The 24,558-nt window shown below is 71.5% G+C and carries 15 protein-coding genes and 3 pseudogenes; 9 read left to right on the forward strand and 9 right to left on the reverse strand.

All coding sequences use genetic code 11. The annotated features are described in order from the left end of the window. Window positions 1–94 precede the first annotated feature (94 nt). Window positions 95–913: a DMT family transporter gene (locus ALI22I_RS21350; protein ID WP_077007291.1), complete on the forward strand. Its 819-nt coding sequence runs from the start codon at window positions 95–97 to the stop codon at window positions 911–913. A gap of 414 nt (window positions 914–1,327) precedes the next feature. Here ALI22I_RS21350 and fusA read toward each other — a convergent pair whose 3' ends face one another. From fusA to ALI22I_RS21365, 3 genes are all read right to left on the reverse strand, one after another. After that, window positions 1,328–3,364, reverse strand: coding sequence for an elongation factor G (gene fusA, locus ALI22I_RS21355; protein ID WP_443216954.1), 2,037 nt, complete (start codon window positions 3,362–3,364; stop codon window positions 1,328–1,330). A gap of 408 nt (window positions 3,365–3,772) precedes the next feature. Beyond that, window positions 3,773–5,146 (reverse strand): protein kinase domain-containing protein, encoded by a 1,374-nt coding sequence (locus ALI22I_RS21360; RefSeq protein WP_077007293.1) that lies wholly within the window; start codon window positions 5,144–5,146, stop codon window positions 3,773–3,775. A 99-nt stretch (window positions 5,147–5,245) separates the two neighbouring features. Beyond that, window positions 5,246–6,007: an SDR family NAD(P)-dependent oxidoreductase gene (locus ALI22I_RS21365; protein WP_077007294.1), complete on the reverse strand. Its 762-nt coding sequence runs from the start codon at window positions 6,005–6,007 to the stop codon at window positions 5,246–5,248. Between the two features lie 57 nt (window positions 6,008–6,064). Here ALI22I_RS21365 and ALI22I_RS51030 point away from each other — a divergent pair, with 57 nt between their 5' ends. The 3 genes from ALI22I_RS51030 (at window position 6,065) to ALI22I_RS51035 (ending at window position 7,170) form a co-directional block, all read left to right on the forward strand. Next, a complete protein-coding gene (locus ALI22I_RS51030) occupies window positions 6,065–6,202 on the forward strand; it encodes a hypothetical protein (protein WP_179118296.1) in 138 nt (45 codons plus the stop codon). A 195-nt stretch (window positions 6,203–6,397) separates the two neighbouring features. Beyond that, entirely contained in the window at window positions 6,398–6,913 is a 516-nt protein-coding gene (locus tag ALI22I_RS21370) for a GNAT family N-acetyltransferase (protein WP_077007295.1), read from the forward strand. An 89-nt stretch (window positions 6,914–7,002) separates the two neighbouring features. Beyond that, complete coding sequence (locus ALI22I_RS51035) at window positions 7,003–7,170, forward strand: hypothetical protein (RefSeq protein ID WP_179118304.1); 168 nt, start codon at window positions 7,003–7,005, stop codon at window positions 7,168–7,170. 432 nt (window positions 7,171–7,602) lie between these two features. Here the strand turns inward: ALI22I_RS51035 and ALI22I_RS21385 are convergent, their stop codons facing one another. Together ALI22I_RS21385 and ALI22I_RS21390 are read right to left on the reverse strand one after the other, a co-directional pair. After that, window positions 7,603–8,979 carry a nucleobase:cation symporter-2 family protein gene (locus ALI22I_RS21385; protein ID WP_238598496.1) on the reverse strand — a complete coding sequence of 459 codons (1,377 nt, stop codon included), beginning with the start codon at window positions 8,977–8,979 and terminating at the stop codon, window positions 7,603–7,605. Window positions 8,980–9,394: 415 nt separating this feature from the next. Beyond that, a complete protein-coding gene (locus ALI22I_RS21390; RefSeq protein ID WP_077007297.1) occupies window positions 9,395–10,357 on the reverse strand; it encodes a helix-turn-helix transcriptional regulator in 963 nt (320 codons plus the stop codon). 108 nt (window positions 10,358–10,465) lie between these two features. Between ALI22I_RS21390 and ALI22I_RS21395 the strand changes: the two genes are divergently transcribed. Next, a complete protein-coding gene (locus ALI22I_RS21395) occupies window positions 10,466–11,152 on the forward strand; it encodes an alpha/beta fold hydrolase (RefSeq protein WP_077007298.1) in 687 nt (228 codons plus the stop codon). Window positions 11,153–11,295: 143 nt separating this feature from the next. After that, window positions 11,296–11,463, forward strand: a pseudogene (locus ALI22I_RS21400) (helix-turn-helix domain-containing protein); the annotation flags it as partial. A 64-nt stretch (window positions 11,464–11,527) separates the two neighbouring features. Here ALI22I_RS21400 and ALI22I_RS21405 read toward each other — a convergent pair. The 4 genes and pseudogenes from ALI22I_RS21405 to ALI22I_RS21420 form a co-directional block, all read right to left on the reverse strand. After that, entirely contained in the window at window positions 11,528–12,691 is a 1,164-nt protein-coding gene (locus ALI22I_RS21405; RefSeq protein ID WP_077007299.1) for a glycosyltransferase, read from the reverse strand. 218 nt (window positions 12,692–12,909) lie between these two features. Next, window positions 12,910–13,672: pseudogene (locus ALI22I_RS21410) on the reverse strand (beta-ketoacyl synthase N-terminal-like domain-containing protein); the annotation flags it as partial. A gap of 29 nt (window positions 13,673–13,701) precedes the next feature. Then, window positions 13,702–19,088, reverse strand: a pseudogene (locus ALI22I_RS55630) (SDR family NAD(P)-dependent oxidoreductase). A 678-nt stretch (window positions 19,089–19,766) separates the two neighbouring features. After that, window positions 19,767–20,795 (reverse strand): hydroxyacid dehydrogenase, encoded by a 1,029-nt coding sequence (locus tag ALI22I_RS21420; RefSeq protein WP_202971034.1) that lies wholly within the window; start codon window positions 20,793–20,795, stop codon window positions 19,767–19,769. Between the two features lie 136 nt (window positions 20,796–20,931). On the opposite strand from ALI22I_RS21420, the gene ALI22I_RS21425 reads away from it, so the two are divergent. From ALI22I_RS21425 to ALI22I_RS21435, 3 genes are read left to right on the forward strand one after another with little or no spacing between them, the layout of a single operon-like run. Continuing rightward, complete coding sequence (locus ALI22I_RS21425) at window positions 20,932–21,972, forward strand: ABC transporter permease (RefSeq protein WP_202971035.1); 1,041 nt, start codon at window positions 20,932–20,934, stop codon at window positions 21,970–21,972. Then, window positions 21,969–22,856, forward strand: coding sequence for a carbohydrate ABC transporter permease (locus ALI22I_RS21430; protein WP_202971036.1), 888 nt, complete (start codon window positions 21,969–21,971; stop codon window positions 22,854–22,856). Before ALI22I_RS21425 ends, ALI22I_RS21430 begins: the two co-directional genes overlap by 4 nt. Window positions 22,857–22,910: 54 nt before the next feature. Continuing rightward, complete coding sequence (locus tag ALI22I_RS21435) at window positions 22,911–24,557, forward strand: extracellular solute-binding protein (RefSeq protein ID WP_077007301.1); 1,647 nt, start codon at window positions 22,911–22,913, stop codon at window positions 24,555–24,557. Window position 24,558 lies beyond the last annotated feature (1 nt).

The following is a 24,558-nucleotide window of genomic DNA, read 5'->3' on the forward strand; positions in this document are numbered from 1 at the left end:
CGGGTCAGCTGATGTGAGCGCGAACATCGGACTGTCCGGGCGGCTGCGGACCGGTTCCTAGGCCGCAGGCCGGAACTCCCCCTAACCTGGGCGGATGGTCGGGATCGCGATCCTGTGCGCGCTGACGGGTGCGGTGTTCAGCGCGGTGGGTGCGGCGTTGCAGTACGTCGGCGTCCGGGACGTCGGCGATCTCACCGTCCGCCGGTTCACCCGGCTGGTGCGCAACAGGCGGTGGCTGCTCGGGTTCTCGGTGCTGTTCGTCGCCGCCGTGCTGCAGATCCTCGCCCTCACGCTGGCTCCCGTGACGGTCGTGGCGCCGCTGGCCGTCATGTCGCTGCCGATCATCGCGGCCATCGACGTCCCCCGTTTCACGCCCGGGTTCACGGTGGCCGTGGTGGCGGCGACGGCCGGGGTGGCGACGTTCGTCGCGATCGCCGCGAACTCGGCGGTGACGAAGGACGTGCCTCCGGCGGCGGCGTTGCAGGCCGGTCAGGTGGTTGCCGGCGTGGTGTGCGTGTTCGCGATCGTCGCGGCGTGCCGTTCCGGAACGGCACGTGCCCTCGCGCTCGCCGCCGGCGCGGGCGCCGCGTACGGGCTGGTCGCGGTGCTGGTGCGGGACATGACGACCTCGCTGCCGCAGATACGGTGGGCGTCGTTCATCGGGCTGGCCCTGGCTTTCCTGGTCGGCGCGTCGCTGATCCAACTGGGGTACGCGAGCGGGCCGGCCGACCTCGTGGTGGCCGGTCAGACGGTGGTGAACCCGATCGTCGCGGCGTGGATCGGGATGGTGCTGCTGGACGAGACCCAGGGCGCCGGCCTCGGCACCGAGATCGCGCTGGTGACCAGCGCCGTCGTCTCGCTGGCCGGAATCGCGGCCATCGCACGGTTCCACCACCGCCGGCTGGCGGGCTGAGCCTGAACCGAGCTTCGCCCGCGCGGGAAGGGGCTGAGTGAGCGGCTACGAGGTCGCCCTCGACGTCCGCGTTCGGCCACGGCGCTGAGGACCAGTCCGGTTCGCCGTGTGCGGCGCGTGCAACGGCGTGGATCAGTTGGCGAGCGGGAAGCACGCGGGCGATCCGGATCGACGTGGTGTTGGGTCCGGCGGCCGGGTAGGCGGCGCTGCCGTCGGCGTAGGGCTTGAACGCCTGGTAGTCGTGGTCGCGGCTCGGGCGGTGTCCGTCTGGCAGCGAAGAGAGTGGCACGCGCGGACCCGCGCTGTCCATAAGGGTTGTTCTCGTCAAGGGTTGCTTCTTGTCGGCCACGGCGGTCCGCCCGGCCGCATCACGGCCGGGCGGACCTCACGTGGACCGGCAGGCCGTCGTCGGAACTACATCGGCGCCGGGGCGTAGCCGGTGAGACGGGTGGTGAACGTTCCCCGTCCCTGGGTCCGGCTGCGCAGTCGGGTCGCGTAGCCGAACAGTTCGGCCAGCGGCACGCTCGCCGTGATCACCGTCGTGCCCGCGCGGCCCGCGGAGCCCAGGATGCGGCCGCGTCGTGCCGCGAGGTCACCGAGCACGCCGCCCACGCTGCCGTCGGGGACGGTCACCGTGACTTCGGCAACCGGCTCCAGCAGCGCCATCGTGCCGGCGCGCAGGGCTTCCCGGAGCGCGAACCGGCCCGCGGTGCGGAACGCCATCTCCGAGGAGTCCTTGGAGTGGGTGACCCCATCGGTCAGCGTGACCCGCACTCCGGTCACGGGATGACCGCCCAGAGGTCCCTCGGCCAGCGCGTCCCGACAGCCCGCCTCCACCGCTCGCACGTACTCCTGCGGAACCCGACCACCGGTCACGGTCGACCGGAACACGAACTCGACCGCACCGGGGACGACCTCCATCGGCTCCGTGTCGAGCACGACGTGAGCGAACTGCCCCGCACCCCCTTCCTGTTTGACATGCCGGTACACGAATCCGGAGACACCGCGCGCGACGGTCTCGCGGTAGGCCACCTTCGGCCGCCCGACGGCGAGGTCGAGCCGGTGGTCACGGCGCACCTTCTCCACCGCCACCTCCAAGTGCAGCTCTCCCATGCCCGACAACACGGTCTGACCGGTCTCGGGGTCCGTCCTGACCGCCAGGGTCGGGTCTTCCTCCACCAGCTGCGCCAAGGCCGACGTCAACCGGTCGGTCTCCGCACCCGTGCGCGGCTCGACCGCGACGGAGACGACCGGAGCCGCCACCACCGGTGGTTCGAGGACCAGCGGAGCCAACGGTGCGCAGAGCGTCGCCCCGGCGCGGGCCGACTTCAGCCCGACCACCGCGACGATGTCCCCGGCCACCGCCACCGGCGTCGCCACGTGCCGATCGGCCTGGACCAGCAGGATTCGGCCGATCCGTTCGACCCGTCCGGCTCCGGCGTCCAGCACCTTCTCCCCCTGGTTGAGCGTCCCCGAGTACACGCGGAGGTACGTCAACCGGCCCGTCGTGGTCGAGTTCACCTTGAACACCAACGCCGCGAGCGGTCCGGTCGGGTCGGCCTGCCGCTCGTCGCCCAGGACGCCACGCACCGGCGGCACGTCCAGGGGCGAAGGCAGGTAGGCCACGACCGCGTCCAGCAGCAGTTCGACCCCGCGGTTGCGGTAAGCCGATCCGCACAGCACCACCACCCCGTCGCCAGTGCGGGTCACGTCCCGCAACGCGGACATCAACGTCCGCGCGGAGACCGTGGACTCCGCGCAGAACTCCTCCAACACGGCCGGGTGGAGTTCCGCGACCGCTTCCTCCAGCAGGCGGCGACGCCGGTGCGCCTCGTCCCACAAGGCTTCCGGCACCGGCCCTTGCTCGAACTCGTCGCGACCGTCGGCCCACACCACCGACCGCATGTGCAGCAGATCGACGACGCCGGTGAACCCGTCCTCCTTGCCGATGGGAAGCTGGACCACGAGCGGAACCGGGTGCAGCCGTTCGCGGATCGACGCCACGGCCGTGTCGAGGTCGGCGCCGGCCCGGTCCAGCTTGTTGACGAACGCGATCCGCGGCACCCCGTGCCGGTCTGCCTGTCGCCAGACCGATTCGCTCTGCGGCTCGACCCCCGCGACCCCGTCGAACACCACGACCGCGCCGTCGAGCACCCGCAGCGAGCGTTCGACCTCGCCGGAGAAGTCGACGTGGCCGGGGGTGTCGATCAGGTTGATCCGGTGGTCGTCCCACGTGCAGCTCACGGCCGCGGAGAAGATGGTGATGCCGCGGTCGCGTTCCTGGGGGTCGAAGTCGGTGACGGTCGTCCCGTCGTGGACCTCGCCGCGTTTGTAGGTGGTGCCGGTGGCGTAGAGGATTCGTTCGGTGAGGGTGGTCTTGCCCGCGTCGACGTGAGCCAGGATGCCGAGGTTGCGGACGCCGGTCAGCGGGAGCAGGTGGTCACGGTGCAGGTCGGTGCGCACGGCACAGCGCCTTTCGAGGTGATCGCGGAACGGGTCGGCGCGATGGGACGAACCCCATCCCCAGCGGAACGCGTTGCGGCACAAGGGATACCGACCGGCCGAGTCACGGCCGTGCAGGCGGGGAGGTCAGGCGTTCGTCAGAGGCTCCGGAGCCGGGCGCGCAGCGGGCACCGGACTCCGGGAGACACCAGGATCACCTCGTAACGCGACGAGGGAACGACGACAGCGGTGCGGTGGCGCACGGCCGGCTCCCCTCATCCGTCACGGGCGCGCTGCGGAGATCACGTCAGCGCGCGTAGTCCGGCCGAAGTGTAGGGCCTCGTGTGCGGACGCGGAACCGATTTACTCGAAACCGATTTACGCGAAACCGTGCCCGGCCCCGGCTCGGCCCGCTGATCAACTGCCGGACGTGCAGGTGACGTCCGGTCGGGGGGTCGTGGGGCCGTTGGCGGTGAAACCGAAGGTGGTGGAGCCGTTCGCGGGGAGCGGGGCGTTGTAGTCGACGTTGGTGACCCTCGCCGAGCCGGTGTCCACGGTGAGGGTGCCGTCCCACAGGTTGCTGATCGCGTGACCGGCCGGTTGGAGCCAGGTCACGGTCCACGCGCTGAGCGCGCTGTCGCCCGCGTTGCGCACGGTCACCTGGGCCTGGTAGCCGCCCGGCCAGGAGTTGGTGATCTCGAAGCGTGCGCTGCAATCGGACGTCGCCGGCGTAGCGGTGATGGTGGTGGTCGTGGTGGTGGTGGTGGTGGTCGTCGTCGTGGCGGTGGCGGTGGTAGTGGCGGTGGTAGTGGCGGTGGTGTTCGGGGCAGGCAGGGCTGTGTCGGACGGTTCGTCGTCCCGCAGCGAGTTGGCGATCACCACGCCACCGGCCACCAGCACTGCGGCACCGACCACCAGCGCGATGCTCCGCCAGGGCGCGCGACACGGCGCTGAGGTCTCATCGGTCGACGGCGTGCCCGGCAACGGCCGTCCCTCCACGACCGCGCCCAGCAGGGCGTGCAGCTCGGCCATCGTCGGCCGTTCCGCCGGGTCGCGCCGCAGAACGCGCAGCAGCACCTCCCCCAACGGGCCGGGGAACCGGAGCGGCGCGACCTGCGCTTCCGACACGCGCCGCAACAGCGCGTACGGGTTGTCGGTCGTCCCGAACGGCGGGTGGCCTTCGAGCGCCGCGTACAGCGTCGCGCCGAGGGAGTACACGTCGGACGCGAACACCGCCCCCTCCCCCGCCGCCACCTCCGGCGCGAGGAACGCGGGCGTGCCGACGACGACCCGCGGGTCGGTGACCGTGCCCTCGCCGATCGCCCGGGCGATACCGAAATCGGCGATCTTCGCGGTGCCGTCGTCGGCCAGCAGGATGTTGAACGTGGTGACGTCCCGGTGCACGACCCCGGCCGCGTGCGCCGCCGCCAACGCCGACGCCACCTGCCACCCGACGCCCGCCACCAGCTCCTCCGGCAGCGGCCCGCGCTCGTCGACCAACTCGGCCAACGTCCGCGAAGGCAGGTACTCCATCACCAGGCACGGCTTTCCGCCGTGCTCGACGACGTCGTGCACGGTCACCGCGTGCGGATGCCGTAACCGGGCGGCGACCCGCCCCTCCCGCACGATCCGCTCCACCGCACCGGGAGAGTCGCCCGCCTTGAGGAGCTTGATCGCGACGGCCCGCCCCAGCCGCTCGTCCCGCGCCCGCCAGACGACCCCGGCAGCCCCGCTCCCGACCAACGCCACAAGCCGATACCGCCCGGCAATGACCTCGTCACGTTCCGACACATCCAGACGCTACTTGCCCACCCGCCTGCCCGGCCACCTCCACCCGTCTCGCCGCAGGTCGCCACGCCGCGTGAGGCGAACGGCGGCATCACGGGACGGTCAGTGGGCGTGCCTGCTGCCGGCGCGGGCGGCCAGCCTGGTCGTGGCGCGTCGAGGCAGGACTCTGCCGAGGCCGATGAGGATTCGGTACGGCAGGCCGGGCACGCTGACCGCGACGCCCCGCCGGAGATCGCGCAGTGCCCCTGTCACGAGTCGGGTCGCGTCGAGCCACAGGAACCCGGGGATGCCCGCGGTGTCCATACCGGAACGTTGGTGGAACTCGGTGCGCACCCAGCCGGGGCACAGCGCCATCACGTGCACGCCGCTGCCGTTGATCTGTTGCCGGACGCTGTCGCTGAAAGTGACCACCCACCCCTTAGACGCGCTGTAGGTGCCGCGAGAGAAGAACGCGGCCACCGAGGCGACGTTGATGACGCCGCCGCTGCCGCGTTCGAGCATGGGGCCCAGCGCCGCGCGGGTGATCCGCAGCACCGCTTCGCAATGCACCTTCAGCATGGCCAACTCCTCGGCGACGTCCGAGGTGAGGAAGTCGCCCCGCTGCCCGAAACCCGCGTTGTTGACGACCAGGTCGACGCCCTGGGCCACGCGCCGCTCGACCGCCGCGATCCCGTCGTCGGTCGCCAGGTCCGCCACGAGCACCTCCACGGCGACTCCGTGGTCAGTGCGGAGGGCCGCCGCGGTCCGAGCGAGTCGTTCCTCGTCACGGGCCACCAGAACGAGGTCGCAGCCGTCACCGGCGAGGTGGCGGGTGAACTCCGCGCCGATTCCGGCGGTCGCGCCGGTGACCAGGGCTGTGGGCATGGGCCGGAGGGTAACGCGGCGGCTCGGCAAGCAGCGCCTGCCGCTCCGGTCCGGTGCGTGACAGGCCCTCTCGCACCCCTGAACAGCGGTACCCCGTACAGGGCGGCCTGGCACGCGCTCGACCTGCGCCTCACCGACGACGAGATCCGCTCCCTCGAAGACCCCTACGTCCCCCGCCTGCCCACGTACTTCTGATGTGGCGACGGGAAGCGGTTTGCCCGGTCTCGGGTGAGGTTGCCAGCGTCGCGGTGGCGATGAAGATCGCCTGGTCACTCACTGGCGCGGGGGTTGATGAATATGGCTGTCACCAGCCGTCATCAGCATGCCTTCGCCCGGTCCGCGCGAGTCTGAACCCGCGGTCCGGGTCACCCCGATGACCAGGAGTTCCGAGTGTCTTCATCTTTCTCTCCCACCGGTGATGAGCTGACCACCGACCGGCTTGTGCTGCGGTCGTGGACCCCCGGCGACGTCACCGCCGTCCTGGACGGCGCCCGGCTGCCGCACTGGGCCGGGGACTTCCCCGCCGAGGGTGATCGCGTCATCGCCGGCCTGTTCGCCGAGCACCCCCAGTGGCTGGGCGGTTATGGCCACCGTCTGATCGTCGAGCGCGACGGCGGCCTGCTGGTCGGCTCGATCGGCCTGTTCTGGCCGCCCAGCGATGGCACCTTGGAAATCGGGTACGGGATCGTGGCGTCCCGACGGGGGCGCGGCTATGCCTCCGAGGCCACGCGTGCCCTGACCGAGTTCGCGCTCACCGCACCGGGCGTCCACACGGTCTGCGCCGACGTGGAGCTGTCGAACCCGGCGTCGGTCCGGGTCCTGGAAAAGGCCGGTTTCCGGCGATCGCGCACCGGCACCGGGCAGGACACCGTCCGGTACGCCGTCACGTCACCGGCCCGGCAGTAACCACCTCTGGTAACCGCCTCCGGGGTCGGCAGCGGCGTACCGCTGCCGACCCCGCGGGGTCAGCGGTAGCGGTCCAGTTCCCAGGGGTCGTGGGCGCTGAAGAGGGCGACCTCGTCACCGTGGTCGCGGACGAGTTCGCGGAGCCGGGCCTGGGTGCCGAGCCGGAGGTCGCGGTGGACTTCGGAGCGGGTCTGCACGATGTCGAGCACGGGATGCGGCTGCGGCTCGGGGTCGAGTGCTCGACATCGCCCGCCTGACCCGGATGCGGAACAGCCTGCGCCACGCCTCGACGTGCCGGCACGAGCCGCTCGTGGAGTGCCCCGATTTCAAGCGCGAGTTCGAACCGTCCGGGACTCCTGCGGGGCCACCCGAATCCGACGCTCAGGTCGGCGACAGGCGGTCGGCGTCGGCGGCCTGCGGCTCGTGGTGATCACCGTGGTGAGCCTGGACCACGAGCCGCTGACGGCGGTGTCGAGCAGGAACGCGGCGATGTCGACCCGGATGCGGCCTCACCCACTGCTGCACGGCGGCGGAGCTGCCAGTTCAGGTAGAGCTTCGCCGCCGCGAGGTGGTCGGCACCGGCGAGGATCGCCGCGCGTTGCGGGATGAGCCCGCCGCGAATCCGAGTGCTCCTGATCGACGACCACAGGATGTTCCGCGCCGGGTCCGGACGCCGCGGCCCTTCCTGGTCAGGGCGTGTTCGCCGCCGGGGTGGCGGGACTCTCGTCCGCGACAGCGGGCTTCCGGCGACCGGGTGTGTGGTTGAACAGGAGGTTCAGCAGGAACGCGGTGAGGGTGGCGCTGGTGATGGCGCTGCCGCCGATGATCTGCACCCACGTCGGGAAGGCGTGGTAGATCGTCGGCGCCGCGACCGGCAGCATGCCGACGCCGATCGAGACGGCCACGATCAGCAGGTTGTTGGTGCCCTCGAACTCGACCTTGCGCAGGGTGTTGATGCCGACGGCGGTGACGGTGGCGAACATGACCAGGCCGGCCGCGCCGACCACCGGACCGGGCAGCGCGGCGACGACTTCACCGAGCTTGGGCACGAGGCCGAGCAGGACGAGGATGCCCCCGGCGACGGCGGCGACGTACCGGCTGCGCACCTTGGTCATGCCGACCAGGCCGACGTTCTGCGCGAAGACGGTGTCCACGAAGCCGTTCATGATCCCGCCGAAGATCCCGGAGACGCCGTCGCCGGCCAGGCCACGCGCCAGATCGGCCTTGGTCAGCGGGCGGCCGGTCATATCGCCGACGGCGAGCATGTCGGCGGTCGACTCGGTGAACGTCACCAGCATCACCACGCACATCGAGATCACGGCCGCGAGCGGGAACTGCGGTGCGCCGAAGTGGAACGGCGCGGCCAGACCCACCCAGTCGGCCTGCCCGACCGAGGAGAAGTCGGTCAGCCCCATCGGGATGGCGACCAGGGTGCCAGCCGCCAGTCCCAGCAGCACCCCGAGTTGGGACAGGAACCCGCTCGTGAAACGGCTGATGATGACGATCAGCAGCACGATGCCGCCCGCGAGCGCCAGATTGCTCGGCGCCGCGTAGTCCTCCGCCGTGGGGTCCAGTCCCGCGATCAGGCCGGCGGCGACACCGATCAGCGAGAGCCCGATGACGGTGATGACCGAGCCGCTGACCAGCGGCGGGAAGAACCGCACCGCCCGCGCGAAGGGAACCGCGACCAGCAGCCCGAAGACACCGGCGGCGATCATGGAGCCGTAGACCGCCTGCATCCCGTACTCGCCCGCGATGAGGATCATCGGGGTCACGGCCGTGAAGGTCGCGCCCGCGACGACCGGCAACCGCACGCCGAGCACCTTGCCGATGCCCAGCGCCTGGAGCAGCGTGACCAGACCGGCCACCAGCAGGTCGGCGTTGATCAGCAGGCCGATGGTGGAGGTGTCCAGTTTGGCGACGGACCCGAACACCAGGGGGACGGCGACGCAGCCGGTGTACATGACCAGCACGTGCTGAAGACCGAGCAGGCCCAGCCGGCCGGGCGGCAGGACCTGGTCGACCGGGTGCCGGCCGGATTCGGGCTGGGCAAGGGCCTGTGACACGGAGACCTCCGGAAACGGAGCGGGAACGGGAACGGGCGAGCGGCAGCGGGGCAGCGGGGCAGCGGGGCGAATCCTTGTCGCGCGCATGCACGACCGGCGGATATCGGCCGGGTTCAGGAACAGTGGACTAACGGATGAGTGTCGAAGGACCACGAGCAGCGCGCGACATGCTCAGGCGCAAGCGCTCACACGGGTGCATCGCGCACCGTGGGCGACACGGCCACGAGTCCACGCCGACTGGTGGACACGGCACCGGAGGTCGGCGAGACGGCCGCGTACGAGACTCGTCATGCCACCTCCCCCGTGTCCTGGTTCCCGCGTTCTCGGGAGAGATTCGCGCATGGTCGTGACGCCGCGATGTCGCGGTAGTTAAGAGTGCGGCGACACCGACACAGTTGCGACCACCCGATGGCTATCAGGGTTGGTCCGCCAAGGCGGCGGCGAAACGCGCCGAGACCGTGGCAATCGCGGCACGGAGCTCCGGCCCGCCCTCGACGCGGAAGGGGAACGGCACGTTCGGCAACCACTCCTGGGCGTACATCGCCGGGTTGCTCGTGCTGCCGACGAGCACGCACCCGTCAGCCGATGGTTCAAGCCGTCCCATGGGAGGCCTGATCCACGGGGCCACGTCGGCCGGTGGCGCGTGGAACACGACGCGCGTGGGGAACTCCCACCCGGTGCCGAGGTTTTCCTCCAGCGCGGCCACCGGGTCGAGCCCTTGGGGCAGCTCGAAGTCGTGCGCGGTCTGCTGGACCGCACGGATTCGATCGACCCGGTAGGTGCGGATCGCGGCCGCGCGATGGGAGTGGCACAGGAGGTACCAGCGCCCGTAGCGGACGACGACCGACCAGGGGTCCACTTCGGCCGCCCACTCGTTGCCCGACTCGCTCCGGTACGTGATCAGCACGCGCCGTCGGGCCGCGATGGAAGCGACGAGTGCGCTGGTGGTGGCGGGATCCGGACGGGCCGAGTACCGGTCGGGCGCGGTCGACGCGTGCTCGCGCAGCGCGGCCGCTTGCCTGCCGACGCTCTCGGGCAGTGCCCGGATGACCTTGTTGAGGGCGGAACCGACCAGGTCGTCGACGTCGGTGGCGGCCGGCTGGCCGTCGAGCACCGCCATGACCAGCCCCAGTGCCTCGGACTGGGTGAAGACGACCGGGGGCAGCCGCGTCCCGCGCCCGAGCCGGTAGCCCCCGTGGGGACCCCGTGCCGACTCGACGGGGATGCCCGCCTCCCGGAGGATGCCGACGTACCGACGCGCGGCCCGCTCCGTGACGCCCAACCCGGCGGCGAGTTCACCGGCCGTCGCGCCGGGACGGTTCTGGAGGATCTCCATGGCACGCAGAGCCCGCGCGGTGGGGCTGAGGTCGGTCGGCACCGGAGCAGATTAGGCGGTCATCAGAATGAACCGGAAGGAGATCGTCCGGAACTGGTTCTACCGTGCACCGGAACCCGATCTGACCTCACTGGAGAAAGAGAACTGATCATGGACATCCTGCTCATCGCCGGCCTCTGGCTCGACGGGTCCGCCTGGGACGATGTCGTGCCCGAACTCAAGGCGCTCGGCCACCGCCCCGTACCGCTGACACTCCCCGGTCAGGGCGACGAATCCACGTCCGCCACTCTTGCCGACCAGGTGGCGGCGGTACTCGCCGCAGTGGACTCGGCACCCGGAAAACCCATGGTGGTAGGCCATTCCGCCGCCGCCGGCCTGGCCTGGCTGGCCGCCGACGCACGACCGGGGAAGGTGGCCAAGGTCGCCCTCATCGGCGGCTTCCCGGCCGCCGACGGCCACCCCTACGCCGACTTCTTCGAGCCGGAGAACGGCGTCATGCCCTTCCCCGGCTGGGACCCGTTCGAAGGACCGGACTCCGCCGACCTCGACGAAACGGCCAGGCGCAGCTTCGAGGCCGCCGCCATCCCCGTCCCCGAAGGGGTGACCAAGGCCGTGGTCCGGCTGACGGACGAACGCCGGTTCGACGTCCCGGTCGCGCTCGTCTGCCCCGAATTCTCCCCCGCCCAGGCTCAGCAGTGGATCAGCGCCGGTGACGTGCCCGAGCTCGCCAAGGCCAAGCACGTCGAGTTCATCGACATCGACTCCGGCCACTGGCCGATGGTCACCAAACCGGCCGAACTCGCCCGACTCCTGGCGTCGGCAGCTACCGAGGCCTGACATGCGCTCGGCGCGCTCACGTCGTGGTCAGCTGCTCGGAGAGATCCCACAACCGGCCGCTCAGATCGTGGTCGTCGAGCAATGGCGATCCGGGAGCCGGCCGGTCACGCACGAAGTAGGCGCCGTCGATGTCCTGCGTGGGCGTCCGCCAGGCCCAGTACCTGCTCGAAGCCACCGACCACCCGGTCGACCGCATCGCCGGCCAGGTCGGATTCGGCTCACCCACCGCCTTCCGCGACCGCTTCAAGCGAATCGTCGGCACCAACCCGCACACCTACCGGGCCGCCTTCCGGAGGCTCAGCACCGACTGAGCCCCCGGAACCGAATTTGATCTCGCTCCTTGCATCAATCCCATGTCGGACAACACATGCGGGGTCAGGGAGTGGTGGCGGGGGTGCGCGAGGCCAGCGCGGCCAGGTGGTCGGCGGCGGTGGGTGCGCCGCCTGCCGTGCGGAAGGACCGGCCGACAGCGCGTGCCGCGTCGCGGTAGCCGGAGGCGGGGTCGAGGAGCACGTCGAGGGCCGCGCCCAGCCCTTCGGCGGTGACCCGGCCGAACCGCACCCGCACCCCCGCGCCCGTCGCGACGACCTGGCCCGCTACCACTGGCTGGTCGTCCCGGATCGGCGCGAGGACGAGTGGCACGCCGTGCCACAGGGATTCGCACACGGTGTTGTGCCCGGAGTGGCACACCACCGCCGCACAGCGGGCGAGTAGTTCCAACTGCGGCACGTGCGGCACGACCAGCGTTCCCTGCACGTCCCCCAGCACACCGCCGGGGTCCACCACGACGCCCTGCAACTGTGGGCGCGTGGCCAGTGCCTCCACCGTCACGCGCAGGAACCGCTCGCCCGCGTCCACGTTGGCCGTGCCGAGGCTGACCAGCACTGCGCGGCGGTCCGGGTCGAGGCGGTCCCAAGGGAAGGCGGTCGAGGGCCGGGGTGAGACGGCCGGTCCGACCAGCCGCACCCCGTCCGGCAGCGGCACGTCGCCGACCAGGTCCCTGGTGGTGAACGCGACCACGCCGGCGGGCGGGTAGCGCGGGTCGTGGACGGCGGTCGGGTCACCGATGCGGCCGCGCAGGTCGGTGAGCAGGTCGGCCACCCAGGCGGCCACCTTGGGCAGCCCGGCCAACGGGTCGACCAGTTCGGCGGACGTGCTGGCCGAGGTGACGCACGGGACGCCCAGCCGTTCCGCCACCAGCGACCCGGCCACCGCGTGCTGGTCGGCCACAACCAGGTCCGGCCGCACCTGCCCGATCGCGGCGGCCACGCCGGGAGCCATGGCATCGGCCAACGGCACGAAGAAGTCCCGCCACAGAAACCGGAACGCGGCCGGGCCGGTCAACTCAGGCGGCCGGTGCACCTGGTCCGGCAGCGCGCAGTCAACCACCCGCACGTCCGGCCCGACCAGCCTGCGCAGCAGTTCGGCGTGCCCGGCCCAAGCAACCTCGTGACCGCGCCCGGCCAGATCCGTCGCTACGGCCACGAGCGGGTTGAGGTGCCCCACCAACGGCGGCGCCACGAACAGAAAACGGCTCACCGGACCGACCCCGCCACGACGTGGTGCGCGCGTACCCAGTCCAGTAGCAGTTCGCGCGTCTCGTGCGGTCGTTCCACCAGCACCGAGTGGCCTTGGTTGGGCAGGATGACCGTGCGGCAGTCGGCGAGTGCGGCCTCCAGGCTGGGGGCCTGCTCGGACAGGCCGGACTCGTCGCCGAAGATCGCCAGCAGCGGGCGGGTGAGGGCGGTCAGGTCGTCGTCGATCACTCGGCTGTGCGGCCGGATGCGCCCGCTCCGGGACAGCGCCCCGAGCTGGCTGAACACGCTCCACAGCGTGATGTCGTGGCAGTGGTGCACGCCGCCGGCCAGCACCACGTCGCACCGGCCGCTGTCCAACTCGCGTACCGCGTGGTCCACGGCCACCAGCGACGAGGCGCACGCCGCGTCCACCGTGTAGGCGGGGCCGCGCAGGTCGAGCCGGTTGGCGACGCGGGACGCGGCGAGGTTGGGCACCAGGCCGATGGCCGACTCGGGGGCCTCAGGCCCCAACTGCTCGGCGAACGCCGTCCGCACCCGTTCCAGCCGGGCGTCGTCCAACTCGGGCACCAGATCGCGCAGCGTGCGCACGACCTGGTTGGCGGTGCGGACGCGCTGGTCCAGCCGCACCAGGCCGGGCGTGAGGTAGCCGCCCCGGCCGAGGACCACCCCGGCCCGTCGCCGGGCAGCACGGCGTCACCGCCCGCGTCGGCCACCGCGTCCGCCGCCACCTGCAACGCGATCAGCTGGTCGGGTTCGGTGCCGGGCACGGACGCGGGCATCACGCCGAACGCGGTCACGTCCACCGCCGCCTCGACGAACCCGCCGCGCCGGGTGTAGACGCGGTCCGCACGGCGCTCGGCGGGGTCGTGGAAGCCGGCGTCCCAGCGGTCGGCGGGCACGTCGGTGATGGCGTCCACGCCGCCGACGATGTTGCGCCAGAACGCGCCCAGGTCGGGCGCGCCCGGGGGAACAGCACCGCCATGCCGACGATCGCGACCGGCGTCACCGCGTTCACCAGCCGGACGCGGAGCTGACGACGGCGTGCACGTCGGCCGGGCCCCAGGCCAGTTCCCGCAGCAGGCTCAGCGGACCCTCCTCGGGATCGATCAGCGCAACGCCACGTGCGGCGTAGGAGCGGGCCAGCTCTGGCGAGACCATGCCACCGCCCGCCCACGGTCCCCAGTGGACGGTCAGACCGCGGCGGCCAGGCCGGGACCAGCGCCGCCCCAACTCCTCCAGCGCGTCGTTGGCCGCGGCGTAGTCGCACTGGCCGCGGTTCCCCAGGGCGGCCGCGATGCTGCCGAACAGCACCGCGTACCGGGGACCATCGGGCAGCGCGTCGACCGCGTCGAGCAGGGTTCGCGCACCGTCCACTTTGGTGCCGAACACGCGCCGGAACGACTCGACCGACTTGTCCGCGACCAACTTGTCCTCGATCACACCCGCCGCGTACACCACCGCGTCCAACCGGCCGTGCTCGTCGTGCACCTGCTTCACGGTGGCACGCACCGCCTCGGCATCGAGCACGTCCACCGCGTGGTAGCGGGCCAGGTCGCCCAGGTCGGTGAGAGTGGTGCGGACCTCACGCTCGGCCAACGCCGCAGACACCGCCCGCTCGACCTCGGCGGGCCGCGTCATACCCCGGGCGAGGAACGCCGCGCGCAGCGCGCTCCGGTCAGCTGCGCCGGCAAGATCTCTGTCCTCCGGGCCAAGCGGCGCAGGGGTGCGGCCCAGCAGTTCCAGTCGGCAACGACCCGCCGCCGCCAGCGTGCGCGCGAACCGCGCGGTGATGCCACGAGCGCCGCCGACGAGCAGCACCACAGCGTCCCGATCCAGCCCCGCGGCCTCGGCCTCAGCCGCGCCGTCACCTGCCGGCCCGGCACCCGCCGCAGCCACCCGGCCGAGGTCGGTCACGGTCAACCGCAGACCGCGCCGCGTGCCGGGACCGGCGAGCACCACGGGCTCGTGGTCGGCGGTGGCGAGTTCGGCAAGCAGGGCAGCGGCCACAACCTCCGGCCCGGCGTCTGCCGGAACCTCGACGAGCGTGGCCGCCAAGTCCGGGACTCCCGGGCCAGAGTGCGGAAGAACCCGCGCAGCCCCGTCACGGCCCCGACTTGACGCCGATCCACCGCCAGCAGCCCGCGCGGCCCCGCCGCGAGCAGCGACTGGATACGCGGAAACTCCTCCGGCAGCAACGACTCATCGGCCTCAAGCGCACCCAGATGCACCACGACCGCACCCGTCACCTCACCGCCAACCTCGACCCCGGCCGCCCGCAACGCCCCAGCCACGACGCCATCCCTCGCGCCAACGACCACGACCCGCATGCCACGCGCGTCCAGGTTTGGCGCGGGGAGCTCATGCTCTTCGAACACCAGGCGCTCCGGCGCGATCACGAGCGGCGCGGCGCCGGCAGACGCAGCGACCGGTTGCAGCGCTGTACCCGCCGACGCAGGCGCTTCGGAGGTAGCCATGGCCGGTTCCGGGGTGGCCGCAATCGGTTCGGGTGAGGTGTGTTCGGGAGCTTTCCCACTCCGCTCTTCGATGAGGTCGGCGATGGCGGCGGCGGTTCGGGCGGCGCTGAGGGCTTCGAGGGCTGCGCCCGCGCCGGCGTCGAGGCCCAGGCGGGTGGCGATCTCGCCGGCGATCTCGGCTCGTTTGATCGAGTCGACGCTGAGGTCGGCCTCCAGGTCCAGGTCTGGCTCGACCATCTCCACCGGGTAGCCGGTGCGTTCGGCCACCACCTCCACCACGGTCCGCAGGACGTCCACGGCGACCGGCTCTGGCGGCGCGGTGTGAACGGTCGTGGGGATGGGCACTACTGCCGGTCTGGCGATTGCCTCCAGCATCACGGGCGCGGACGGCGCTATGGGGGCCGCCGGTGCGGGCAAAGGCACTCCGGTGGCGCCGAAGTAGGTCATCAGCACGTCGCGTTGTGCGGCGATCATCTCCCGGCTGGTGCGCAGGAAGTCGGCTACCAGCGCGTCGGACGACACGGGTGTGGGCTGGTGTTCGGGCACGATCGGCTCCGTGATCCGTTGGGCGGGGCACAGTGCGCCGGGCTGGATGGTGCCGTCCGCTCGCCGCACCAAGTGGCCGTCGACGGTCCACCCGGGCACGGCAGGCACGGCAGACGGGTCCACGGCGTCCCGGCCACGCACCAGCGGCCCGGTGCGGACGTCCACGCCGGCGACCGCCAGCCGTGCCAGGGCGGTGAGGAAACCGGGCAGGCCCTCGCCGAGGTGGACCACCCGGTGTGGCCTGTCGCCCAGCACCGCCGGCACCAGGCCGCTGAGCACGCGGCCGGGTCCGACCTCGACGAACACGCGCACACCGGCTGCATGCATGGCCTCGATCTGTTCGGCGAAGCGGACCGGTGCGCCGATCTGCGCGGCCAGCTCGAAGCGCACCGCGTCGGCCGAACCGGGGTAGGTCCCGGCGGTGCGGTTGGCCCAGACCGGCAGGGTCGGCGCGCGCAGCGGCATCCCGTCTAGCACCTGCCGGAACACCTCGCCCGCGCCCGCCACCAGCGGACTGTGGAACGCGCACGCCACCGGCAGTTGCTTGACCGACCACCCGGCCGCCCGCAGCGCCTCCACCGCCGACACCACCGCGGCGGTCGGCCCGGACACGACGGTCTGCGCAGGCGAGTTCCGGTTGGCCGCCACCACGGGCACGTCCGCCAGGACCGCCTCGACCTCCTCGGCCGGTGCGGACACGGCGGCCATCGCGCCGGCGTCGCCGTCACGGACCTCGCCGAGGATCGCCGACGCACGGGCGGCGCTGGCCACGAGCAGGTCGGCCGGGTCGAACACGCCGGCAGCGGTCAACGCCACCAGCTCGCCGTAGCTGTGACCGGCCACCGCATCCGGCCGCACGCCGACCGACGCGAGCAGGTCCGTGGCGGCCAGCTCCACCACGCCGAGCGCAGGCTGGGCAACGGCCGTGTCGGTGATCCGGGCCTTCTGCGCGGCCTCGGCAGATGAGTCGAACGCGGCGGGCGGGTAGAGCGCGTCGGCCCACTTCGCACCCAACTCCAGGTACCGGTGCAGCTCGGGGAAGGCCACCAGCAGATCGGCCAGCATCCCCGGCCGCTGGCTGCCCTGGCCGGGGTAGAGGAACGCGACCGAGCCGGTTTCCTCCACGTCGGCGGTGAACACGCCCTCGCCGGTGCCACCGGCAAGAGCGAGCCGCAACCGGTCCCGCAGCTGGGCCACGTCGGCGGCCACCACCGCAAGCCACACCCGGTCCCCGCGCAACGCCGCCACGTCCGCCTTGGTCGCCGCACCACGGGCGAAGTCGCGCAGCCGCGCCGCCGGCGTGGCGTCGATCTGGTCGAGCAGCGCGGAGGCCGCACGGACGGCGGCGTCCGGACTCGCACCGCGGAACAGGAACAGCTCGGCGGGCCAAAGGTCCAGCGCGTGCGCGGCAGGCGCCTGGTCGTGGGTGCGCAGCACCACGTGGAAGTTCGTGCCGCCGAACCCGAACGCGCTCACCCCGGCGATCCGCGAAGCGGGCGGCGCGGCCCAAGGCCGGGCGGCGGTGTGGAAGGCGAACGGGCTGTGCTCGGCCTCCCACGCCGCGTTGGGCGAGCGCAGGTGCAGCGTCGGCGGCCGCACCCCGTGGTGCACGGCCAGTGCCGCCTTGATCAGCCCGGCCAGCCCCGCCGCGCACTTGGTGTGCCCGATCTGGGACTTCACCGACCCCAGCGCACACGACCCGACCTCCGCGCCCGCCTCGGTGAACACCTCGGTCAGGGTGCGCAGCTCGGTCCGGTCACCGACCACCGTGCCGGTGCCGTGCGCCTCGACCAGCCCCACGCGGGCGGGCGACACACCGGCCATGCCGTACGCACGGGTGAGCGCAGCGCGCTGTCCCTCGGGACGCGGCGCGGTCAGGCCGAGGGCCCGGCCGTCGCTGGCACTGCCGACGCCGTCGATCACCGCGTACACCCGGTCACCGTCGCGGACCGCGTCGTCGAGGCGCTTGAGCACCACGCACGCCACGCCCTCACCGAGCGCGATGCCGTCGGCGGACCGGTCGAACGTCGCCGAGCGCCCACTCGGGGAAAGCGCGTGCACGGACGAGAACAGCAGGTAGTCGTTGATGCCGTTGTGCAAGTCCGCGCCGCCGGCCAGCACCAGATCGCTGGTGCCGGCGACAAGCTCCTTGCACGCCACGTCGACCGCGGTCAGCGACGACGCGCACGCCGCGTCCACGGTGTAGTTCGCGCCGCCGAGGTCGAGCCGGTTGGCCACCCGGCCCGCGATGACGTTGGCCAGCATCCCGGGGAACGAGTCCTCGGTGAGCCGGGGCAGTTGCGCGTCCAGCGCCGGGGGCACCGGTGTAGGCGGGCAGGGCGGTGCGCAGCGTGGTGGCGTTGGACAGATCGCTGCCGGACTCCGCGCCGAACACCACGGACGTGCGACGGTGGTCGGCGGCCGTGTGCGGGTAGCCCGCGTCCTCCAGGGCCCGGCGGGCGGTCTCCAACGCCAGCAGTTGCACGGGTTCGATCGCGCCCAGGGACGCGGGCGGGATGCCGTAGGCGAGCGGGTCGAACGGGATGCGCGGCAGGAACCCGCCCCAGCGCGACGGGGTGCGCTCGCCGGTGCCGTCGGGGTCGTAGTACAACTCCGCGTCCCACCGCTCCGCCGGGACCTCGGTGACGCTGTCGGTCCCGGACAGCACGTTGGCCCAGCCGGACAGGGCCAGCGCCAGGAACGGCAGGCCGCCGTCGGCGGCAACGGCCGCGGCGAACTCGGGCCGGTCGCTGACGCGGGTCATCGGCCCTTGCACCACCGGTAACGCCGTGCCCAGGTGCCGCGCGCCGGTCGAACCGGGCCCCAGCACGCGCACGGCCGCGTCGTCGGCCACCGCAGCGATCAAGGCGTCCCGCACACCGCGCACCGCCGCGCCCGCCGTGCGCCAACGGCGGGCGAACACGGAGGCGAGCGCCACGTCCTGGCCGACCGGGGCGAACTGGGTCCGCAAGTCGGGGCCCAGGAGGTCCGCGACACCGTCGGCGGGCAGTTCGAGCACACCCGCCCGCGTCGCCGCAGCACCCGGTGCCCTTGGTGCAGCACGGTTTCCGAGCCGTCGAGGCCGTCCAGCGTGGCGGTCAGCTCCACCGGCAGCCCGGCGTCGGGGAACAGCGCGAGCTGGGTGTCCAGCACGACGCCCGTCGCGCCGCCCGCGACGGCCGCCGCCGCGGTGTGCGGGCCGATGCCGCCCGCCGCCCACACCGGCACCGACACGGCGGCGAGAACCTGTTGCAGCAGCACGAACGTGCTCAGCTCGCCGACCCGGCCGCCCGCCTCCCGACCGCGCACGACCAGGCCCGCCGCGCCGGCAGCCACTGCCGCGCGGGCTTCGGCGAGGTCGACCACCTCGACCAGCACCCGCCGGCCGGGGAACTCGGCCGCGCTGCGCGCCGGGTCGGCCAGCAGCACGGTGTCGACGGCGTCGGGCAGGTCGGGGACCACGCAGCCGGGCCGCACCCGTACGCCGAACCGCCCGGTGGTCCACCGCGCGGCACGGTCCAGCACGTCGGCCGCGGCACGCGCGTCGCCTGTGGGCAGCTCCAGCACACCCAGCGCGCCCGCGCGGGCCACGGCGGCGGTCAGCCGGGGCGCCGGGTGGTGCACGGGGTTGACCGCGACGACCAGTTCGGAGGGATCCATCCGCATCCGCCACTCCCAAATCGGCACGAATCAGCAGCCGATGACATCGGGTAGTCAAGAGCTAGCGGTCGGTTGCGTCAACGCCCCGAACCCGACTCGCCGGTCGTGTGAACGGACTGTCGGGTATTTGATGTTGCTTTTCGCACAACCGCGCCCATCTGCGCAGTTCCGCGCTCACATGCGAAATCACTTCGGGCTACGACACTGACGCGCCACAACGACGACATCGAACTATCACGCAAAACACAAAAACCGTAACCGAGAATGAGTCCGTTCGGCGGCCCGGTCGCTGACCCGTCCCACTTTCCCGCGTCCACCGGATGGACCCGCTACCTTCGACGGGTGGACAGTCACCCTACTCACCAGTAATGCCGGTCTCCGTGGGCGGACCGAGCGTCACGCGATGTACGGGAGGTGCTCCGGCTCCACCCGTCCGAGCAACGGCGCGCCCTTGAGGAACCGACCCACTTCGGCCACGGCGAACTCGCCGAGACGACGCAGTTCGCGACCCTGGGCTCCCGCCAGGTGCGGGGTGATGAGGACGTTGGGCAAGGCGAAGAGCGGATGCCCGGACGGCAGCGGCTCCGGGTCGGTCACGTCGAGGATGGTGGAGATCGCACCGGTGACGCACAACCGGGTCAGCGCCTCGGTGTCGATCAGCGATCCGCGGGCGGTGTTGACCACGACCGCACCCTCCGGCAGGAGGTCCAGCCTGCGGGCGTCGAGCAGGTGGTGGGTCTCGGGCAGGGCGGGGGCGTGCACGGTGACGAGATCGCTGCGCCGGCAGAGGTCGTCCATGCCCACCGGTTCGGCGCCGAGGCGCGCGGCTTCGGCGGCGGTCACGTACGGGTCGTAGAGCAGGACCTCGACGTCGAACGACCGGAGCCGGTGCAGCACCAGGCGACCGATCCGGGAGGCGCCGACGACCCCGACCGTGCAGCGGTGCAGACCGGTGTCATCCCCGGGCAACCAATCCCTCGGCGTGCCCTCGACGGCGGTCGCGTACCGCCTGGCGCGACTGAACGCCCGCTTCGCGCCCAGGACGAGCATCGCCATGGTGTAGTCGGCCACCGGGACCGCGTTGACCTCGGCGGCGGAGGACACGACCAGACCGTGCTCGAACACGACGGGGTCGAGGCGGGCCTTGACCGTGCCGGCTGCGTGGACGAGAGCGCGCAACCTCGGCGCGGCGGCCAGCACGTCCGCATCGATGCGCGGGCATCCCCACCCGGTGAGCAGGATGTCCGCTTCCGCCAAGGCCGCGGCGGCAACCGGTCCTTCGAACGAGGTGAACGTCGTCTCCGAGGCGACGTCGACGAGTTGCCGCAACCGGGTGACGAGGTCGGGCGGGAAGACGTCGCCGAACGCCCAGGGGGCGAGCGCGAAGACCGCTACGGATCGCCGTGACGATGTAAACGTTTCCACACAAGGCCACTCTACGCAGAAGCGCTCCACACCCACAACGGTTCTCACGCGGCCTTGCCAGCGTGATGACGTGCCGCTAGAGCGCCGTTGTCCGCCAGCGAGCGGTTGACGAACGTCATGTAACCGTTTTAGCTTGGTGAACATTCTGTTTCGGCTCGGCACCGCGAGAGAGGCGTTCGACGTGAGCATGACGCGGGTCCGCGGCGGCGCTGGTGGAACCAGCCCTCCGGCCGAGAAGCCACCCACCCAGCCCGGGGACGAGCGCCCGCGCACCTGGCGCCTGCGCCGCATCCGGGCCGACGGGGTGCTGCTGATCATCGCGGTGCCGGGTCTGGTGTACTTCCTGTTCTTCCACTACGGCGCGCTGTTCGGGAACGTGCTGGCCTTCCAGGACTTCGTCCCGTTCCTCGGCATCTCGGGCAGCGAGTGGGTGGGCCTGGCGCACTTCGAGCGCATGTTCGGCGATCCGGAGTTCTGGAACGCGGTCAAGAACACGCTGCTCATCGCCGCGTTACAGCTGGTGTTCTTCTTCCCCGCACCGCTGGCCCTCGCACTGCTGCTCAACAGCATCGTCGGCGACACCGTCCGGCGGTTCGTGCAGAGCGTGGTCTACCTGCCGCACTTCCTGTCGTGGGTGATCGTCGTCGCGCTGTTCCAGCAGATGCTGGGTGGCGCGGGGGTCGTGAACGGGTGGCTGTCGGACCTGGGCATGGGCGGCATCTCGATCATCGGCAACCCCGACGCGTACGGACCGCTGGTGATCGCGCAGCTGATCTGGAAGGAGTGCGGGTGGGCCACGATCATCTTCCTGGCCGCGTTGTCGCAGGTCGACGAGCAGCAGTACGAGGCCGCGGCCCTGGACGGTGCGGGCTGGGGACGGCGGCTGTGGCACGTGACGCTGCCCGCGATCAGGCCGGTCATCGCGTTGCTGCTGGTGCTGAGGCTGGGCGAGTTCCTGTCGATCGGGTTCGAGCAGTTCTTCCTCCAGCGCCAGTCGGTGGGGCCGGAGACCGGTGAGGTGCTGGAGACGTTCGTCTACTTCACCGGCTTCGCCAGCGGCGACTTCGGTTACGCCGCGGCGGTCGGACTGTTCAAGGGCGTGATCGGCGTGCTGCTCATCTACACCGCCAACAAGGTCGCGCACCGGCTCGGCGAGCAGGGGGTTTACCAAAAGTGAGCAGGGTAGGAACGCCGGCCTGGATGGGCCGCCCCACGCCCGCGGTGCGCGCCGCCAAGGCGGTGGCGTTGACCGTGGTGGTCCTGCTGGTGGTCTTTCCACTGTGGACTGTCCTGGCGACGAGCCTGGCCAGCCCGCAGAACGTCATCTCCAACGGCGGCTGGGTGATCTGGCCGGAGGACTTCTCGTTCGGCGCGTACACCGAGATCCTGCAAGGCGGGATCATCACCCGCGCGCTGCTGGTCAGCGCGGGCGTCACGGTCATCGGCACGGCACTGAGCCTGACCTGCACCATCGGTCTGGCCTACACGCTGAGCAGGCCGAAGGTCTACGGCGGCAAACCGCTCCTGCTGCTGGTGCTGTTCACGTTCCTGTTCCCGCCGGGGATGGTGCCGCTGTTCCTGGTGGTGCAGAGCGCCGGGCTGTTCGACCAGTACGCCGCGCTGATCCTGCCGTTCCTGGTCAACGTGTTCAACCTGGTCGTGATGCGCGGCTTCTTCCAGTCCATCCCGTCGGAGCTGATCGACGCCGCGCGGATCGACGGCGCCGGTGAGCCGGCGATCCTGCGCAAGATCGTGCTGCCGCTGTCCAAGGCGGTCATCGCGGTGATCGGCCTGTTCTACGCGGTCGCGTACTGGAACCGCTTCTTCGAGGCGATCATCTACTTCAACGACCAGACCAAGTGGCCGATCGGCACCGTCCTGCGGCAGTACGTCACCGGCGGCGCCTCCCTCGCCGAGACCTCGGGCGAGATGGCGACGACCTCGCCGCAATCCGTGCAGATGGCCGTCGTCATGCTCGCGACGCTGCCCATCGTGTGCGTGTACCCGTTCGTGCAGCGGTACTTCGTCAAGGGTGTCGTCACCGGGGCCTTGAAGGCCTGAGTCCTCCCACCGGAACCACTCCTTTCGGCGCCACGCCGGGAGAGGAATCTCTTCATGGACCACCGCATCGACCGCCGTTCCCTGCTGCGGCTCGCGGGTACCGGCGTGCTCGGCCTGGCCGCCGCGCCCCTCCTCACGGCGTGCGGAGGCGGGAGCCCGGCGGGCGACGGCGTCTCCAACGCCGGCAAGAACCTCACCCCCTGGCCCGCCTACGTGCCGTTCAGCGGGCCGACCCCGGACTCCCCCGGCGACGCGTCCGGCGTGCAGCCGCTCTACCTGAAGTACCCCGAGAAGCTCGTGCGGTCGGTGAACAACCCCGTGGGGGACGGCTCGGACGTCACGGTGATGGTCGTGTCGTTCGGCGCGCCGCCGAAGCCGGTCGGCGAGAACCAGTACTGGCAGGCGATCAACAAGGCGCTCAACGTCAACCTGAAGGTCACCGTCGTGCCCGATCCGGAGTACGGGCAGAAGATGGCCACGCTGATGGCCTCCGGCGACGACCTGCCGGACATGATCATGTTCACCAACCTGGCGCTGCCGCACGGGGCCGAGTTCATCCAGGCCCGCGGCGCCGACCTGTCGGAGTTCCTCGGCGGGGACGCGGTCAAGGAGTTCCCGAACCTGGCCAACATCCCGACCTACGCCTGGCAGGGCATGGGCCGGATCGGGGGCAAGATCTACGGGGTCCCGCTGGAACGGCCGATGCCGGGCAACAGCCTGTTCGTCAACCGCTCGGCCATGGACGCGGCCGGCATCCCCGAGGACTGGACGGTCGAGCAGTACCTGGAGGCCATGAAAGGGCTGACCGGCGACCGCAAGTGGGGCGTGGGCTGGTTCAAGACGCTGTTCACCGGGCTGGCCGCCGCCACCTTCCACGCCGGTTCGTTGGGCGCGCCCAACACGTGGTCGGCGGAGGGCGGCACGTTCACGCACACCATCGCCACGCCGCAGTTCGAGCAGGCCTTGGAGGTCATGCGCAAACTGGTCGAGGCCGGGAACCACTACCCCGACAGCCTCACCGTCAGCTCCACCGACATGCAGAGCTACTTCCACAACGGCACGGTCGCGTCGATCAGCGACGGCTTCGGCTCGGTGAACCTGTCCACCCTGACCAAGATCAACGGACGGTTCGCGCTCGACCTCGGCCGGCCGTACGGGCCGCAGGCCACGCCCTGGCAGAGCTTCGGCATCTTCGGCTACGTCGCCATGAAGAAGGCCGAGTCCGCCCGGATCAAACTGCTGCTGCGCATCTGCGACTACCTCAGCGCGCCGTTCGGCACCGAGGAGTACGAGCTGGCCAACTACGGCGTGGAGGGCAAGCACTTCACCAAGGACGCCGACGGCATCAAGACCACCGAGCTGTACAGCCAGGAGAACAACTCGCTGCTGCCGACCAGGTTCATCGGCGCGGCCCCGTCGGTCCTCTACCTGCCCGGCCACGCCGACGTGGCCAAGTCCGTCCACGAGTGGCAGAAGGCGACCCTGCCCAAGAGCGTGCGCAACCCCGCCACCGGGCTTCGCTCGGCCACGGAGGCGAGCAAGGGCGCCCAGCTCAACCAGATCATCGGGGACGGCATCGCGGCGATCACGTTCGGCCGCAAGCCGCCGTCGGCGTGGAAGGACGTCGTCACCCAGTGGAAGCAGGCCGGCGGTGACAAGGTCGCCACGGAACTCGCCACGGAGTACGCGGCGAACAAGTGAA

The organism is Saccharothrix sp. ALI-22-I, assembly GCF_001984175.1.
Taxonomy (GTDB): Bacteria; Actinomycetota; Actinomycetes; order Mycobacteriales; family Pseudonocardiaceae; genus Actinosynnema.